General features: G+C 65.1%; 12 protein-coding genes. 6 read left to right on the top strand and 6 right to left on the bottom strand.

Going from position 1 to position 16,342, the window contains the following annotated elements:
- Positions 1 to 52: 52 nt before the first annotated feature.
- Positions 53 to 754: a GntR family transcriptional regulator gene (locus AC4D2M_RS11410; RefSeq protein WP_490891973.1), complete on the bottom strand. Its 702-nt coding sequence runs from the start codon at positions 752 to 754 to the stop codon at positions 53 to 55.
- A 52-nt stretch (positions 755 to 806) separates the two neighbouring features.
- Here AC4D2M_RS11410 and AC4D2M_RS11415 point away from each other — a divergent pair, with 52 nt between their 5' ends.
- A complete protein-coding gene (locus AC4D2M_RS11415; protein ID WP_490891975.1) occupies positions 807 to 3,665 on the top strand; it encodes an FAD-binding and (Fe-S)-binding domain-containing protein in 2,859 nt (952 codons plus the stop codon).
- A gap of 140 nt (positions 3,666 to 3,805) precedes the next feature.
- Positions 3,806 to 4,627: a nitrilase-related carbon-nitrogen hydrolase gene (locus tag AC4D2M_RS11420; RefSeq protein ID WP_490891976.1), complete on the top strand. Its 822-nt coding sequence runs from the start codon at positions 3,806 to 3,808 to the stop codon at positions 4,625 to 4,627.
- Here AC4D2M_RS11420 and AC4D2M_RS11425 read toward each other — a convergent pair.
- Entirely contained in the window at positions 4,624 to 6,240 is a 1,617-nt protein-coding gene (locus AC4D2M_RS11425) for a PucR family transcriptional regulator (RefSeq protein ID WP_490891977.1), read from the bottom strand. The genes AC4D2M_RS11420 and AC4D2M_RS11425 overlap by 4 nt on opposite strands.
- Positions 6,241 to 6,383: 143 nt before the next feature.
- Between AC4D2M_RS11425 and AC4D2M_RS11430 the strand changes: the two genes are divergently transcribed.
- From AC4D2M_RS11430 to AC4D2M_RS11445, 4 genes are all read left to right on the top strand, one after another.
- Positions 6,384 to 7,898: an amino acid permease gene (locus tag AC4D2M_RS11430; protein WP_490891978.1), complete on the top strand. Its 1,515-nt coding sequence runs from the start codon at positions 6,384 to 6,386 to the stop codon at positions 7,896 to 7,898.
- 60 nt (positions 7,899 to 7,958) lie between these two features.
- Positions 7,959 to 9,644: a flavin monoamine oxidase family protein gene (locus AC4D2M_RS11435; RefSeq protein ID WP_490891980.1), complete on the top strand. Its 1,686-nt coding sequence runs from the start codon at positions 7,959 to 7,961 to the stop codon at positions 9,642 to 9,644.
- Between the two features lie 158 nt (positions 9,645 to 9,802).
- Positions 9,803 to 11,074: a hypothetical protein gene (locus AC4D2M_RS11440; protein ID WP_490891981.1), complete on the top strand. Its 1,272-nt coding sequence runs from the start codon at positions 9,803 to 9,805 to the stop codon at positions 11,072 to 11,074.
- An 88-nt stretch (positions 11,075 to 11,162) separates the two neighbouring features.
- Entirely contained in the window at positions 11,163 to 11,849 is a 687-nt protein-coding gene (locus tag AC4D2M_RS11445; protein WP_490891982.1) for a class F sortase, read from the top strand.
- 171 nt (positions 11,850 to 12,020) lie between these two features.
- Here AC4D2M_RS11445 and AC4D2M_RS11450 read toward each other — a convergent pair whose 3' ends face one another.
- The 4 genes from AC4D2M_RS11450 to AC4D2M_RS11465 form a co-directional block, all read right to left on the bottom strand.
- The gene (locus AC4D2M_RS11450) at positions 12,021 to 12,965 is read right to left on the bottom strand and encodes a hypothetical protein (protein ID WP_490891984.1); all 945 of its coding nucleotides are present in this window, start codon (positions 12,963 to 12,965) and stop codon (positions 12,021 to 12,023) included.
- Between the two features lie 152 nt (positions 12,966 to 13,117).
- Positions 13,118 to 13,633, bottom strand: coding sequence for a gluconokinase (locus AC4D2M_RS11455; RefSeq protein WP_490891986.1), 516 nt, complete (start codon positions 13,631 to 13,633; stop codon positions 13,118 to 13,120).
- Positions 13,630 to 14,859, bottom strand: coding sequence for a D-mannonate dehydratase ManD (manD, locus tag AC4D2M_RS11460; protein ID WP_490891988.1), 1,230 nt, complete (start codon positions 14,857 to 14,859; stop codon positions 13,630 to 13,632). The genes AC4D2M_RS11455 and manD overlap by 4 nt, the downstream gene beginning before the upstream one ends.
- Before the next feature lie 64 nt (positions 14,860 to 14,923).
- Positions 14,924 to 16,321: a mannitol dehydrogenase family protein gene (locus AC4D2M_RS11465; protein ID WP_490891990.1), complete on the bottom strand. Its 1,398-nt coding sequence runs from the start codon at positions 16,319 to 16,321 to the stop codon at positions 14,924 to 14,926.
- Between the last annotated feature and the right edge of the window lie 21 nt (positions 16,322 to 16,342).

Consider the following 16,342-nt stretch of genomic DNA (forward strand, 5'->3'; position numbering starts at 1 on the left):
CCCTTATTTCTACGCGAGCGGGAGGTGTGGCGCCATTGCAGGACGCCTGCGCTCAGCCGACGTAGTCCTCCCAGAGGCGATCGACGTCGTCGTTCTCGGTTGCCGCGCCGCGCAGCAGGAGCTTCCCCGTCGATTCCAGGTGGCGGCGCATCGCCTGCGCTGCGGCGTCGGCGTCGCCGTGTTCGACGGCGGTGAGGATCGGCAGATGCTCGGCGTAGACGTCCTCGAGTGAGCGGGCCGTGCGGATGGTGGACATGCCGACCAGGCGGGTTGCGTCGCGCAGGTTCTCGATGATGCGGATGGTGTGACTGTTGCTTGCCAGGTTGAGCAGGACGGCATGGAGCCGTTGGTCGTGCAGGAGGAACGCACCCTCGTCGCCGTCCCGGACTGACTGTTGCATGGCTACGCGTTCCCTCTCCAGGGCCGCGCGGTCCTCCGGGCTGGCGCGTCGGGCAGCCTGCGCGGCTGCCGGAACTTCAAGGGCCAGCCGGACGGCCATAATTTCAGCAAGTTCACGCGCACCGGGCAGCACCACCCGGAAGCCGCGGTTCTTCTCGATGGTCACCATTCCGGTTTCGGCGAGCCGCAGCAGTGCCTCGCGGACCGGGCTGCGGGACACGCCCAGGCGGTGCGCCAGCTGGTAGACGGAGTACAGCTCGCCGGGTACCAGCGAACCGCTCCGGATATCGTCCCGCACCGCTTCGATGGTGCGCTCGGTGAGCGACGGCGGTCTCGACGACTGTGCGGCAGGCATGCGTCAAGCGTAGCCGTGTGCACATACGCCGCGGAGGACTAACATGTTACGCATGGCGACGACGCTCACAGCACCCCGGTCCCTTGTCTCGGAACTGCAGTCCCGCGGAGTCGGGGATGCGCGGGCCGATGCCACCTCACGCGCCGTCTATTCGAGCGATGCCTCGCTCTACCGGATCCAGCCGGCCGCCGTCGTCTTTCCGCGGCACCTCGACGAGGTGCTGACCACGCTCGAGGTCTGCAGGGAGCGGGGCATTCCATTCACCTCTCGTGGTGCCGGGACCTCGATAGCGGGGAACGCCATCGGCCGGGGTGTGGTGATCGACTTCAGCCGCCACCTCAACCGCGTCCTCGATTTCGACGCTGAAAACCGGACCGCCGTCGTCGAACCAGGTGCTGTCCATGCGACATTGCAGAAGGTTGCGCTCGCCAACGGGCTGCGCTTCGGGCCGGACCCGTCCACCCACTCCCGCTGCACGGTCGGTGGCATGATCGGCAACAACGCGTGCGGATCGCGAGCGCTCGCCTATGGCCGGACGGCCGACAACGTAACGCACCTCGAGGTTCTGACGGGCTCCGGGACCAGGCTTCGGCTGGGAACGGGCCGGACGCCGTCGTCCGCGGAAACCGACGCGCTCCGCGAACTGGTGGCCGCCAACCTCGGAACAATCCGTACTGAACTGGGCCGGTTCGGTAGGCAGGTATCCGGCTACTCGCTCGAACACCTGTTGCCGGAACGGGATTTCGACCTCAGGCGAATGCTGGTGGGCACTGAGGGTACCCTCGCCGTCGTGCTGGAAGCCGGCGTCCGGCTGGTGACCGACGCGGCCCACAAAACCATGGTCGTGCTCGGATTCGAGAACATCGGTGAGGCCGGTGACGCAGTGACTTCCGTCCTCCCGTTCAAGCCGACAGCGTGTGAGGGGCTGGATTCGCGCATTGTCGAGGTGGTGCGCTCGCGAAAAGGCCCGCAGGCCGTGCCCGAGCTGCCCGGCGGAGCGGCGTGGCTGTTCGTCGAGATTTCGGGTGAAGACGCTCTCGAAGTTGCTGACCGGGCCGCTGCGGTGAGCCGCCTCGACGTTGCCCGCCACACCCGCATCATCACCGACGCCGGCCAGGCCGCCGCGCTGTGGAGGATCCGTGAGGACGGCGGCGGACTCGCCGGCCGCTCACCAGCCGGCGCACCGGCCCATGCGGGGTGGGAGGACGCGGCTGTCCCGCCGGAGCGGCTCGGGGACTATCTGCGGGAGTTCGACGAACTCCTGCTCGCGCACAATCTCACCGGCTTCCCGTTCGGACACTTCGGCGATGGCTGCGTGCACGTGCGCCTGGACTTCCCGTTCCAGCGCGATGACGGCGCAGCGGCCTTCCGTTCGTTCCTCACCGATGCGGCCAGGCTCGTTGCCTCCTACGGTGGCTCCCTGTCCGGCGAACACGGCGACGGACGCGCACGCAGCGAGCTCCTGCCCTTCATGTACACGCCGGCCGCGCTTTCCCTGTTCGGAAAGGTGAAGCGCATCTTCGACCCGGACAACATCCTCAATCCGGGCGTCCTCATCGATCCCGAGCCGCTCGACGCGAATGTCCGCGTCGCCGAGGCTGGACCCCTGCGGTCCGGCCTGGCCTTCGGCTACGAGCACGACGGCGGCGACTTCAGCCAGGCGGTCCACCGCTGTACCGGTGTGGGACAGTGCCGCGCCGCGCATCGGAACAACCAGACGGTGATGTGCCCGTCCTACGTTGCAACGCTCGAGGAGAAGGACTCCACGCGCGGTCGTGCCCGCGCGCTGCAGGAGATGATCAACGGCAGCGTGACCGGCGGCGCGGCCGCAGGTCACACGCATGGCAAACCGAACTGGCGCGCGCCGGAGGTCCATGACGCACTCGACCTGTGCCTGTCCTGCAAGGGCTGCGCTTCGGACTGCCCCACGGGCATCGACATGGCCGCCTACAAGGCTGAAGTCCTGCACCAGAGCTACAAGGGGCGGATCCGGCCGGCGTCGCACTATTCGCTTGGCTGGCTGCCGCGGTGGGCGTCAGTTGCCGCAGTTGCACCGCGCCTGGTCAACGCCCTGGTGAGCCTGCCCGGTCTCGGAAAACTGGGCCTGCGGATCGCGGGGGTGGACCAGCGCAGGAAGATCCCTGCGTTCGCTCCGCAGACCTTCCACAAGTGGTTCGGCCGCCGGACGGCCCCCGCGTCCGCGCGGCAACCGCAGGTGCTCCTCTGGGCCGACTCCTTCACCAACAACTTCTCCCCGGAGGTGGGCAAAGCGGCAGTCCGGGTGCTGGAAGATGCCGGGTACGAGGTCCGGATTCCCGAAAAGCCCGTGTGCTGTGGGCTGACCTGGATTTCGACCGGGCAGCTCGACGGTGCCCGCAAGATCCTGCGCTCCTCGGTGGAGACGTTGAGGGAGTATGCGGAACAGGGAATTCCCATCGTCGGCCTTGAGCCCTCGTGTACCGGGGTGCTGCGGTCGGACTCGATCGAACTGCTGGGTCGGCCGGAAGCAGAGGTCGTCGCAGCCGCCACGCATACTCTCGCAGAACTGCTCGCGAAGACACCGGGGTGGGAAGCGCCGTCACTGGATGGGACCACCGTCGTCGCGCAGCCGCACTGCCACCATCACGCCGTAATGGGTTGGAGCCCGGATGCGGCTTTGCTGAAGGGCGCGGGCGCCACGCTGCAGAAGCTCGGCGGGTGCTGCGGCCTCGCCGGAAACTTCGGCGTGGAGCGCGGCCACTACGAGGTTTCGGTTGCGGTAGCCGAGCAGCAGCTCCTGCCGGCGGTCCGCGCGGCGGAGGCCGACGCCGTCGTACTCGCGGACGGCTACTCCTGCCGAACCCAGCTGGAGGATCTCAGTGAGCGGAAGGGAATTCACCTGGCGCAGCTGCTGGACCCTGAGCGACGCTGATATCCGCGGGTAGGCCGAAGGTTTCCGCCGGTGCATTTCATCCTGCATGCGCCTTCAGTGGGGTCTTTCGTCCATCGACCCCCGGGCCGGTTCAGCTTAAGCTGGCAGTAGCCATTCGAGCGCAGGTGCAAGGAGGACGGATGCGGATCGCAGCCATGCAGGAGGCCGCCGGGGTTCTGGACGTCGACGGAAACCTTGCCCTGATCGAAGCCGCCGCAATCCGTGCGGCCGACGCAGGTGCGGACGTTCTGGTTACCCCCGAGTTATTCACCTGCGGCTATGCGCCGCAGGCGGTGAGCCCCCGTCTGGCCACGGACCTGGTTCGCCGTATAGAGGAGGGCGCAGCACGAATCGCGGGAGAGCGCCACATCGGGCTTGTTTACAGTGTCCCTTTGCCCGCCCCCGACGGCTGGCATATCGGGGCGGTGCTGCTGGACAAGTCCGGCCACGAACTGTTGCGTTACGCCAAGGTGCACCTGTTCGGTGACGAGGAACGGGCCTCCTTCATGCCGGCATCGGCGGTGCCGGGCGTCACCGTATTCGAAGGGCTGAGCGTGGGTCTGCTTGTCTGCTACGACGCGGAATTTCCCGAGAGCGTTCGCGCCCTGGCCGACGCCGGCGCGGAGGTGGTGCTGGTGCCCACTGCGCTGGGGACCGGCTTTCAGTCGGTGCCACAGGTGCTGCTGCGTGCCCGGGCTCTGGAGAGCCAAGTGGCGCTGGCCTATGCCAATCACGCGGGCAACGCACCCGCGGCTGACGGCGGGACCCTGGCTTTCGGCGGGGGCAGCATCATTCTTGGCCCCGACGGGGGCGTCCTTGGCCAGGCCGGACCAGATCCGGACCTGATCATCGCCGACGTGGAGAAGACAACAATCGAGCAGGCTCGCTCGGCTGTTCCTTATCTGTTGGACCGGCGGCGGGATGTCTACTCCTCCTGGATGACTGACGCAGCGGCCGACTAGGTTTTCACGAACCGCAGGGCTATCAGCAGTTCCGCGCGTGTGCCGGCATCGGCCAGATCCACACCCAGGATCTCGGCCGCCTGACCTACCTGCCGCCGCACGCTGTTGCGGTGCAGCCCCAGTGCCTTGGCCGACGCGTCCCAGCTTCCGTTTTCCTCCAGCCAGCCCCGCAACACACGCAGCAGTGGATGCGATTTGGCTGGATCCGGGTCGAGCAGCGGCCCCAAGAGCTGCTGTGCCAGCATGTTTCCGGCCTCCGGTCCCAGAAGGCCCTCAACGGACCAGCCCGTCTTCTCCGCCCGGAGACTTTTGCCCGAGGTCTCCAGTTGGCGGCGCAGGGCAGTAACCTGCCGGTGAGCATCGGGCAGCTCGTTCGGCTCAACCGGTTCGGACACCGCCAGCAACCAGCCCAACCGTTCTGCTTCGCCAGTTGCGGCGGGATCCACCTTGAGCCGGGTGATCGCACAGAAACCGTAATCGGTCAGCTCCACGAGCTTGGTGTCGAACAACCGCCGCCACTGCAGCAGGTCACGCATCGGACCTTCGGTTCCGCCGTGAGGTGCTCCGGAGGCCGGGATGCCGTGAACTACGCGCAGGGGCGTGAATCGTGCGGACGAGGTGCACTGGGCGAGCAGGTCCCGATCCGCGCCGGCCTGCCTCAAGGATCCGGAGAGAGCGGTCTCGGGATGCAGCAGCAATCCGGTCGCGAGCTGGCCGGGAGCCAGGGCGCCGCTGGTGCGCTGGCGGAGCAGTGCCTCGAGCAGGCCGACGGCGGCTTCCACGATATTGCGATCCACCGGACCGAAACTTCCATCCGTGCCGACGAGAACAGCACCGATGTTCGCGTCGCGCGTGCTACGCAGCGGATAACCTGTGACGGCGCTGAAGCCGGGTTCGTCGAAACTTTCCAACTCGATCCGCGGACCGCTGCCGGCAAAAAGCCTGCCGAGCACCGCCGCGACCTTCTCCGGATCAGGATCCTGTCCGGCACCCACACGCAGGCGGATCCGGCCGTCCGCCCCTGCCAGGAGCGCTGTCACCGGAACGTACCTGGTCAGCGTCTCCAGTACCTGGGCGTCAGGGCGTGCCGACAGCACGGCCTTGAGCAGCTGACCCGTTGCCTCGGACAATCTGCGCAGGGCACGCAGGTTTTGCGCCTCCAGGAGTCGGGCGAAATGCAGCCCCAGCGCGGCGAACGGCACGCTCTGCGGAATCTGCAACAGCATGAGCCGGTGCCGCCGGCAGGCGCGGACCAGTTCCTCAGGGACCTCGTCAAAGTAAGGCTCGACGCCGAATCCCAGGGCGCATACCCCGGACCGCACCAGCCGGGCAGCGTACTCCTCCAGAGCCTCGGACGTACCGCCGGAGCCCAGGAAGGGCAGACCGGCGGTAAGCACGAGCTCGCCCTCAAGGAGGTACGGCGTGGGGTCTTCGAGCTCGCTCGGTTCCACCCACCGAAGGGCGGCCCCGCGGGCGGCATCCACCAGGTCCTCGTCGGACAGGAGCCGGATTCCCGGGGGCAGCACGTCCAGGAAGTCACCGAGCACCACCTGCCCGAGCTGATTGACGCCGTCGGATTCCGACATTGCGGGTGGAGGTGCAGAACGTCCCATGAGGACAAATATTAGGGCACTTTGTCCCGGCTTGTAACCGGCACCACATGCCATTCTTATTGGCGGTGGAGACCCCGGCAGGGAGCCGGCGGTCCACGGACCCGCCGGCTCCGAGCCGGCCCAGCAGGATTGGAAAGTCAACGATGACCCAGCAGACAGGCACCCGCGGCCAGCTTGGCCTGACCCGGCAACTGGCGCGCCGCAAGCCCCTTGCCCAGATGATCAGCGAGTCCGGCACCACCACGGGCGGACCCTCTCTGCGGCGTAGCCTCGGCGTCTGGCAGCTGACCATGATCAGTGTCGGTGCCACGCTTGGCACCGGCATCCTCGTTGTTCTCGGTTCGTCCGTGCCATTGGCCGGACCGGCGATCTTCATCTCCTTCCTGATCGCGGGCGTAGCCGCATTGCTCTCGGCAATTTCGTATGCCGAAATGGCCGGCGCCGTGCCGGTTTCCGGGTCCAGCTACTCGTACACCTACGCCACCATGGGAGAAGGCCTCGCGTGGATCTGCGGTTGGTGCCTGGTCCTGGAGTACGCCGTCTCCGTGGCCGCCGTCGCCGTCGGTGCAAGCGAATACGTCAATGAGGCCCTGCAGACCTTCGGCCTGTCCCTGCCTGCGGCCCTTGCTGCACCACCGGGTGCAGAAGGCGGCATGCTGAACCTGCCCGCCATCGTCATCGTGGTTCTGGCGATGCTGCTGCTGGTCAGGGGCGCGCGGGAAAGCGCCTGGGTCAACACCGTCATGGTGATCATCAAGGTGGCGGTCCTGGTCCTCTTCATCGCTATCGCGTTCACTGCATTCAACGCCGGCAACTTCCAGCCGTTGCTGCCCATGGGTGCTGCGGGCATGTCCGCTGCCGCGTCCCGGTTGTTCTTCTCCTACATAGGTTTCGACGCCGCCTCAACGGCAGGCGAGGAAGCCAAGAATCCTCAGCGGGACCTGCCCCGGGCAATCCTGCTGTCCATGACGATCGTCACGGCGCTCTACATCCTGGTGGCCGTTGCAGCCATCGGGGCACGCGAGTGGACCTGGTTCGACGGCACCGAGGCCGCCCTGGTCCAGATCCTGGAGGAACTGACCGGCCAACCGTGGGTCGCGCTGGTCTTCGCCCTCGGCTCCATTGTGGCGATCGCCAGCATCGTGCTGACCGTGCTGTACGGTCAGACCCGCATCCTGATGTCAATGTCCCGTGACGGCCTGGTGCCGCCGGTCTTCGGCAAGGTTTCAGCACGCACCGGCACGCCGGTGGCGGGCACATTGATTGTGGGCAGCGCGGTAGCCCTCACGGCAGGCCTGGTGCCGCTGGGCGAGCTGGCAGACGCCACGAGCATCGGCACGCTCTTCGCCTTCATGCTCGTCAACCTTTCGGTCATCTATCTGCGCCGGTCACGCCCGAACCTGCCGCGCACCTTCCGGGTTCCGCTGTACCCCGCCACGCCGGTCCTGGGTTCCGTGATGTGCGTCTACCTGATGGCAAATCTCGGGTCCAGCACCTGGTGGGTCTTCACAGCCTGGATGCTTGTGGGCACAGCGGTCTACTTCGGCTACGGCCGCAGGCACTCCCGGGTCGCAGCTCTGAGCCAGACCGACTACGAGTACCTGAGCGCACAATCTCCCGAGGACAGCACCAATTCCGCGGCACTCCCGGTACGCTAACCGGCACCCCCTCAACCAATCCAACAGCCAATCTCTGCCAAGTATGAAAGTGTCCGCCTCATGACTATCGCCACCGAACTGACATCGCCGCCTCCAGTCGGTGCACCGGTGACCATGCTCAACCCTGACTTCCCGTTCAGCTACGACCACTACCTCACTCACCCGGCTGGTCTCGGTTCGGTCCCGGCACACCTGCATGGCACCGAAGTGGCAGTGGTAGGCGCGGGCCTGTCCGGACTGGTCACCGCATATGAACTGATGAAGCTCGGACTGCGCCCGGTGCTGTACGAGGCTGGGCGGCTCGGCGGACGCCTGCGCACCAACGCCTTTGAGTCCGCACCGGAGGTGGTGGCGGACCTGGGTGGGATGCGCTTCCCCGTGTCCGGCAGGGCTCTCTACCACTACATCGATATGCTCGGACTCCAGACCCAGGCGTTCCCCAACCCGCTATCCGAGGCAACTCCCAGCACCGTCATTGAGCTCGAGGGCCGCCGGTACTATGCGGAAACCCCTGACCAGCTGCCGCAGTTCTTCCATGAGGTCGCTGAAGCCTGGCGGCGGGCTCTGGAGGACCATGCCCAGTTCAGCGAGATGCAGGAAGCGATCCGGAATCGGGATACCCGGCGCATCAAGGAACTCTGGAACAGCATGCTCCCGTTGATGGACGAGCAGACGTTCTACGGCTTCATGGCAGAGTCGAAAGCCTTCAAGGACGCGGGCTTTGCACACCGCGAGGCTTTTGGGCAGGTCGGTTTCGGTACCGGGGGCTGGGATACGGACTTCCCGAACTCGATCCTGGAGATTCTCCGCGTGGTCTACACGAACGCCGACGACGCCCACCGGCGCATCACCGGCGGAGCGCAGCGGCTGCCCGAGGCTCTGTTCACGCACTCGCCCGACGGGATGGTGCACTGGCCGGCCGGAACCTCCCTGGCCTCCCTGCATAACGGAGCGCCCCGCGGCGCCGTCGCCAGGATTCGGCGCGGCGCGGAAGGGACTGTGGCCATCACTGAAAAGTGGGGCCGCGAACGGAGCTTCGCGGCCGCCGTCGTGACCTGTCAGTCGTGGCTGCTTTCCACCGGGATCGACACCGAGGAAGATCTGTTTCCTGCGCCGATGTGGACGGCGATCGAGCGCAGCCACTACATGCAGTCGTCCAAGACGTTCGTCATGGTGGATCGGCCGTTCTGGAAGGACAAGGATCCGGTCACCGGACAGGATGTACTGTCCATGACGCTCACTGACCGGATCAACCGGGCCACTTACCTGCTCGACGACGGCGACGACAAGCCGGCGGTCATCCTGCTGTCCTACACCTGGAATGACGACGCCCTGAAGTGGCTCTCCCTCGATGCCGAGCGCCGGGCGGAGCTGATGCTGCACTCGCTGTCCAAGATCTACCCGGGCGTGGACATCGCCTCGCACATTGTCGGTGAACCAATCACCGTGTCATGGGAACACGATCCTCACTTCATGGGCGCCTTCAAAGCCAATCTGCCCGGACACTACCGTTACCAGCAGCGGCTGTTCACCCACTTCAAGCAGGACGCCCTGCCTGCACACCAGCGCGGGATCTTCCTGGCAGGGGATGATGTCTCCTTCACCGCCGGGTGGGCCGAGGGAGCGGTGACCACCGAACTGAACGCCGTCTGGGGTGTGGTGAATCATCTGGGCGGCAGCTCGGCGCTGGAAAACCCCGGACCAGGTGAACTGCTGGACGAGCTTGGTCCGGTCGCTTTGGACTAGAAGGCGCCCAGAACTGTAACGGTTCAATAACGTAATAGGCCATCTTTCCTGCGGCCTGCCGGTTTCCTGTAGTACTTGGGAGGGCCTTTTGTTGGGTTTCGCAACTTGAAGGGCTTTGTTGGCAAAAGGCCAACCAATTACACGCACTGGGGAGAACTATGAAAGCACGCAAGCAGTTACTCGCAGCAGGATCCACCGCCACACTCGTCGCCGGCGGTGTTTTCTTTGGGGCGGCACCCGCATCCGCGGTTCACGACTCACCGGAATGCCTCTCGGCACAGAGCCAGTTCACGGCAGCACTCCACAACGTCGAGCTCAATGCCGATCTCGAAGTCCAGCTTTCCGTTGCGCTGCAGAATCTGATCGACGCCGAGGAAGCCCTGAACCTGCTGATCGCAGAGGGGGCGCTCACGATTGAAGAGGTAGAGGCGCTGATCGCTCCGCTGCTGCTCGACCTTCAAGCGAACGTTCCGAATCTGCCGAACATCAATGCTCTCGTGAACGCAGAAGCAAGCGCTAACAGCGCGGTCGCAGACGCACGCGCGCTTCTCGATCTCGCGGTCGATGGTTCGCTGGACCAGGCCACGTTGGAGGCACTGGCAGCGGCCGGCATTGACGCGGAAACGTTCGTGCTTGCACCATTGCTCTCTGAGGTAGAGCTTACGGCCGCGGTCAACGCGGCAGTTGAGCTCGGACTTCCGACGGACGTTGATCAGACCGACGTAGATGCCCTCCTGGTCGACATCAACGACGGCGACGAGGTGTTGAGCGTCGACAGCCTTGCAACGCTCTCTGCGCTCCTCGTCGACGTGACGGCTTACCAGACGGCACAGTACGATCTGGCGGCAATTGCTGCAGTGCTGGACGCCGTCGTCACGGTGGAGGAGCAGGAAGCCGCGTTGGCCCTGATCGCCGCACTGAACGCCGGCGATATCGCGGCGATTCTGGATGCTGAAGCTGCACTCGAGGCGCTGGTCGGTGAAAGCGTAGATCTCACGGCCCTGGCTGAGCTTGAGGCGGAGCTCCTGCTGACTCTTGCCGTGTTGGATGCTGAGGCCAATCTGAACGCGGCCATTACCGTAGTCGATGATCTGCTGATTCAGCTCGACGCGCTCGACATTGATCTGTCGGAGCTGGAAGCGCTCTTCGCCGCGGCGATTAATGCCTGCTCCGGTGCTGGCGTTGGTGTCGTCGACGACGATGACGATGACGATGACGACTACGCCGGTGGCGGCGGCACCGGTGGCAGCACCACGGGTGGTGCAGGCACGACGGGCGGCAACAAGGGCGGGTCCAACCGCGGAATGAACGTGCAGACCGCAGTACCGACCGCCAGCACCGATCCTGCCGGAATCGGCGCGCTCGCAGCCGGTATCGGCTTCATGGTCGTAGCTGGAACACTGGCAGCACGTCAGGTCCGCAAGAGCTAACAGTCCTGCATACGATTGTCAGGGGGCGCCGTCCGGGTGGACGGCGCCCCCTGTACATGCAGCACCACAGGGGAAAGATCGCAGCACCATGAGCCATACCGAACACGCACCCACCGGACCCGACGAGCACAAACGGCGGCAATCGCCGCTGACGATTGCCGCCGTCGTCGTTGTGTTGTTTCTCGCCCTTGTGGTCTTCGGGATCCAGTTCTTCTCCGGGGCGGGTGCCTCCCCAACCTCGGTAGCTCCGACGGCATCTCCGACGAGTTCGTCCCCGTCAGCACCGTCACCAACACCGGAAACGTCCGCCCCGACGCCGGTGGCGTCACTACCGCCGGCGTCCGCGCCGAATGAACTCACCATCGAATCAGCGGATGTCAACGTTGCCATCCTCCCTTTGACTCCCACGGAGACTGATCTGGAAACGCAGTCCCTGGTGCCCCCCGAGACGCTGGATGGCTACTGGCTCACCAACTACGGGACGCCCGGCGAAGGCTCCGAGAACACCGTCTACATCACGGGCCACAGCTGGGAAGACCGCGACAGTCCCTTCAACCGGTTCAGTTCCGATGTCGAGGTGGGTGACCCCGTCGTCCTCACTACTGACGAGGGGGTCATTGAGTACGTAGTGGACTCCGTCACGACCCACAACAAGGACACCCTGAAGGACAGCGACATCTGGGACATTGTTCCCAACAGGCTTGTTCTCATCAGCTGCTACACCCAGGATCTCTGGGGCAAGAATGTAGTCATTACCGCCAAGCCCGTGCTCTAGGAAGCCTCACGCGGTTTGACCTCTTGAGTAAGAGGGGGATGCGTAGTTTATCGCCATAAATCTGCGGTTGATCCATAAGGAACCCGAGCAGAAAGAGCGCCAAGAAGCCGGATGACCCCCAGAGGTTTCCCTTCGGGGGTCATCCGGCAGCGGTGGGTTAGGATCCTCGGGTCAGCCGCCGGTGCCCTCAGTAGGCTCGTCCGTGGCCTCGTCCGTGGCCTCGTCAGTGGCGCCGTCGGTGGCTTCGTCAGTCGCCTCGTCCGTCGCACCATCGGTGGCTTCGTCGGTAGCTTCGTCGGTCGCGCCGTCGGTGGCTTCGTCAGTCGCCTCGTCAGTAGACGGGCTTTCGGTTGAATCGGCCGTTTCGGTCTCCGTAGGAGTTGCCCCGGAACCTCCCTCGGCCTTGCTCAGAACCTCGTTGACGAGATCCTCCAACTCCTGCTGGTCTTCGTCACCGAGGTCAGTTCCGCCCTTGGTGGCCACCACCAAAAGTCGGCCCTCGGCCGCAGAAACCTGCATCAGCATCTGGGAGTTGTCGGGGCCGCGGGTGCTGACTGTGGCGAAGGTCTGTTCAGCGTCGGTCTGCGCGTCCAGCTCTTCGCTCGTGACCTCCAGTTCCTGGCCGGCGGCTTCAATCGTGAATTCCTGGCACTGATCAGCGGTTCCGCTCACCTCTTCAAGGAGTTCCGTAGCGGACGGTCCTTCCTCTCCCGACTGAGCCGAGAGGGTTCTCGGTTGCTCGCTCTCGGAGATGGCGACTGCAACCTCGCTGCCTTCGACAGTGTCCATGAGGCCTGCGGTGGCGATGGACTTGCATTCCTCGGGGGTGACTGTGGCGGTGGTCAACAGCAGTTCCGCGATCTGGCTGCCCTGCTCTACCTGATCTTCCGAGTAGAGCGTCAGCTCGTTGCCTTCCTCGTCGGTCATACCGGAGATGAGGTCACGGAGCTCATCTTCGCTGTAGACCTTCTCGTCGGGCTGAGCCTCTCCGGTTTCCGTGGCAGTTCCTCCGGCGGTGGGTTCAGCGGTCCCCGAGTCGCCACCACCCCCTGTGCAGGCAGACAATGCAAGGGACATGGCGGCAGCCAGCCCGAGTATCGACGGTGCATTCTTCATGATGCGCGGCCTCATTCCTGATCGGGAAGCTTGCTTACCTTTAAGAGGTTAACCGCCAAAAGCCGAAGGCAACAGGTCGCCGACGTCGACCGTGATGGTCGTGTCCTGAAAGTTATAGATCGAGACAGGGGACCGTTACGTGCTGGCCCCACTCAGGCCACTGTGGACGTGAGCGCGCGGAGCCAGCCCAAGGCTTCCTGAACCAGCTCCGTCGGCGGGTGGGCGATGTCCAGTACAACTCCCGCCTCATCCGTTTGAACCGGCTCCAGCGTCTGCAGCTGTGACGTCAGAAGCGAGGTCGGCATGAAGTGCCCCGGCCGGGCTGCCATCCGGGCGCCGAGAAGTTCGGCGGTGCCGTGCAGATGGACGAATCGGGCGTCCGGAGCACCGGCCCGGATTAGGTCTCGGTAGGAGCGCTTCAGGGCACTGCAGGCGATCACGAGTGATCTGTCGCCCGCTGAGGTGAAGCGCCGTCCGATTTCCTCAAGCCAGGGCTGGCGGTCGGAGTCATCCAGAGGGATTCCTGCTGCCATCTTCTTCACATTGCTGACCGGGTGCAGTGAGTCGCCGTCAAGAAACTCCGCCTCAAGGTTGCCTGCCATGAGCGCTCCGATTGTGCTCTTGCCGCAGCCGGAGACGCCCATGACGATGACGTGATGTGTTCTCACCAGTCGTGCACTGTTCCGTCGGACAGGCGGTTGTAGGGCAGGTACGCCTGCTGGTAGGGGAACGACGCCGCTGCCTCCTCGTTCAGTTCAACGCCGAGACCGGGCTTGTCACCTGGGTGCAGGAAGCCGTCCTTGAAGGTCATGGACTGCTCGAAGACGGTGTTGGTTTTTTCGCTGTGCTCCATATACTCCTGGATGCCGAAGTTGTGGATCGCCAGACCGACGTGGGTCTGGGCGGCCAACCCGACAGGCGATACATCGGTCGGCCCGTGGAAGCCCGACTTGATCTGGTACTGCGCCGCATAGTCCATGACCTTCTTCAGCGGTGAAATGCCGCCGAAGTGGGTCGACGCCGCGCGAACGTAGTCGATGAGCTGCTCGCGGATCAGGGTCTGAAAATCGAACACGGTATTGAAGATTTCGCCGACAGCCAGGGGAGTGGTGGTGTGCTGTCGGATGAGCCGGAAGGAGTCCTGGTTCTCCGCCGGAGTGACATCCTCGAGCCAGAACAGATCGTACGGTTCCAGGGACTTCCCGAGCTTTGCGGCCTGGATGGGAGTCATCCGGTGGTGGCCGTCGTGCAGCAGCGGCAGTTCGGGGCCGAACTCGTTCCGGACGGCATCGAACACGGTGGGGATATGCCGAAGGTAGGCCCGGGTGTCCCAGTCTTCCTCGGTGGGCTGGGCGCCGCGGCCGGCGGGTTCAAAGTCGTAGCGCTCACCGGTGGCCTGGGCCTGCGCAGCAACACCGTACAGTGCCTTGATGCCGGGCACGGATGTCTGTACCCGGATGGATTTGTAGCCCTCCTCGAGGTGCTGGCGGATCGAGTCGAAGAGCTCGGGCAGGTCGCGGCCGGAGGCGTGGCCGTAGGTGCGTAGCGCGGTGCGGGAAGCCCCGCCCAGCAGTTGGTACACCGGCATTCCGGCGGCCTTGCCCTTGATGTCCCACAGCGCCATGTCGACGGCGGCGATCGCGGCCATGGTGACAGGTCCGCGGCGCCAGTACGCGCTGCGGTAGAGGAACTGCCAGGTGTCCTCGATGCGGTGCGGATCGCGGTTGATCAGCAGTTGGGTGACGTGCTCCTTGAGATAGGAGGCAACGGCGAGCTCGCGGCCGTTGAGGGTGGCATCACCGATACCGGTGATGCCCTCATCGGTGGTGATCTTCAGAGTGACGAAATTCCGGCTCGGACTGGTGACGATAACGTCCGCTGCGACGATTTTCATGGGTGTTCCTTTCAGTGATGGGGGCGCCGGAGCGCAGGGAGGGAGGCGCGAAGAGGAGGAGCTGTTACCAGCTGCCCCGGAGACTGTGGACGAGATCGACGACGGCGGCATCGGCTCCGACGTCGGCATTCAGTGTGGTGACAAGCGCCTCGGTGAGGTCCCTGCCGGAGCGCTTCAGAAGCCTTTCAAGGCGGTCGGCTTCAGCGTCGGCCGGCTTGGCGCCGTCGTCGCGCTGCCGGACCAGGAAATCTGCCCAGGCGGCAATCATGTGGGCCGCGCCGATGCCGGTCCGGCCGGCGGACCGTTCGGCGGTGAGGACCGGCACCGCCCGCATGCGGAGTTTGGTGGAACCGTCAGCGCCGATCTGCTCGAGCAGGTGCTCGATTCGTGTGTTGCGGAAGCGGCTCAGGAGAGCTTCGCGGTAGGCAGGAATGTCGAGCCCGGGTTGGTTCAGATGGGCTGCGGCTTCATTCCAGAAGGTCTCGAGCTCTGCCGAGCAGGATGGGTCCGCCACCGCTTCCGCCACCGTTCGCAGGCCACGTAGCTGGCCTGCGTAGGCAAGCAGCGAGTGCGCACCGTTGAGCAGCCACAGCTTGCGTTGTTCAAAGGGTGCAATGTCGTCGACGAAGACGGCTCCGGCGTTCTCCCAGGCCGGGCGCCCCGCGGGGAATTCACCGCTGAGCACCCAGCTCGAGAACGGCTCGGTGATAACGGGTGCGGCGTCGTCGAACCCGGTGGCCTCTCGCACTGCGGTGATGTCGGCCTCAGTGGTGCGCGGGGTAATGCGGTCCACCGAGGTGTCCACGAACGACACGTTCTTCCGGATCCAGTCGGCCAGCTCCGTCGAGACGATCGCGGCGAGGCCTTCAATCGCCTCGGACGCGGCCTGTCCGTTGGATGTCAGGTTGTCGCAGGGGACGACGGCGAGAGGACCGGCGTTCGCGCGGCGCCGCGCATCGAGTCCTGGCAGGACTCGTGCGCCCATTGTGACGAGCTGCGGATAGCCCCCCTGTACGTCGAGGCCTCCAACCCGCGCCCATATGTCCTTGAGGACGGCTGCATCGGCTGCGACAGCTGGGGCGGAAGTGTTGAGGAGCCCATCGGCACCGAGGTGGTAAGCGGGTTCGGTGATGGTGATCGTCATGAGCGCCGTCTCGGGTGCCGACAGTACCGCCGTGAGCCGGTGGAGGTCCGCGCCGTCGTACGCGGCACTGATGCTGCCCATGACACTGAACCCATCACCGTCGTCGCCGCGTTCCACCAGGGTGTAGAGGCCGTCCTGGGCAGCGAGTGTCGCTGCTGCTTCCGGGCTCCGGCCGGTGAAAGCTGCGATGCCCCACTGGCGTTCCGCGTCGGCCTGCTCCGTGTACCACGCCTGGTGTGAACGGTGAAAGGCACCGAGACCGATGTGCACAATTCGCACCGGCGGCGTCGGGCCAACTTCGGCGTTGATGCGGTTCAACGCCTTAGCCTTGTTTCGGAC

Source organism: Arthrobacter sp. TJ-270, assembly GCF_058269075.1.

Bases quoted from the DNA above. Each gene is read 5' to 3' on its own strand.
- AC4D2M_RS11435 (WP_490891980.1), top strand. From the start codon at position 7,959: ATGACTATCGCCACCGAACTGACATCGCCGCCTCCAGTCGGTGCACCG.
- AC4D2M_RS11415 (WP_490891975.1), top strand. From the start codon at position 807: ATGGCGACGACGCTCACAGCACCCCGGTCCCTTGTCTCGGAACTGCAG.
- AC4D2M_RS11425 (WP_490891977.1), bottom strand. From the start codon at position 6,240: ATGGGACGTTCTGCACCTCCACCCGCAATGTCGGAATCCGACGGCGTC.
- AC4D2M_RS11410 (WP_490891973.1), bottom strand. From the start codon at position 754: ATGCCTGCCGCACAGTCGTCGAGACCGCCGTCGCTCACCGAGCGCACC.
- AC4D2M_RS11440 (WP_490891981.1), top strand. From the start codon at position 9,803: ATGAAAGCACGCAAGCAGTTACTCGCAGCAGGATCCACCGCCACACTC.
- AC4D2M_RS11450 (WP_490891984.1), bottom strand. From the start codon at position 12,965: ATGAAGAATGCACCGTCGATACTCGGGCTGGCTGCCGCCATGTCCCTT.
- manD (WP_490891988.1), bottom strand. From the start codon at position 14,859: ATGAAAATCGTCGCAGCGGACGTTATCGTCACCAGTCCGAGCCGGAAT.
- AC4D2M_RS11430 (WP_490891978.1), top strand. From the start codon at position 6,384: ATGACCCAGCAGACAGGCACCCGCGGCCAGCTTGGCCTGACCCGGCAA.
- AC4D2M_RS11420 (WP_490891976.1), top strand. From the start codon at position 3,806: ATGCGGATCGCAGCCATGCAGGAGGCCGCCGGGGTTCTGGACGTCGAC.
- AC4D2M_RS11445 (WP_490891982.1), top strand. From the start codon at position 11,163: ATGAGCCATACCGAACACGCACCCACCGGACCCGACGAGCACAAACGG.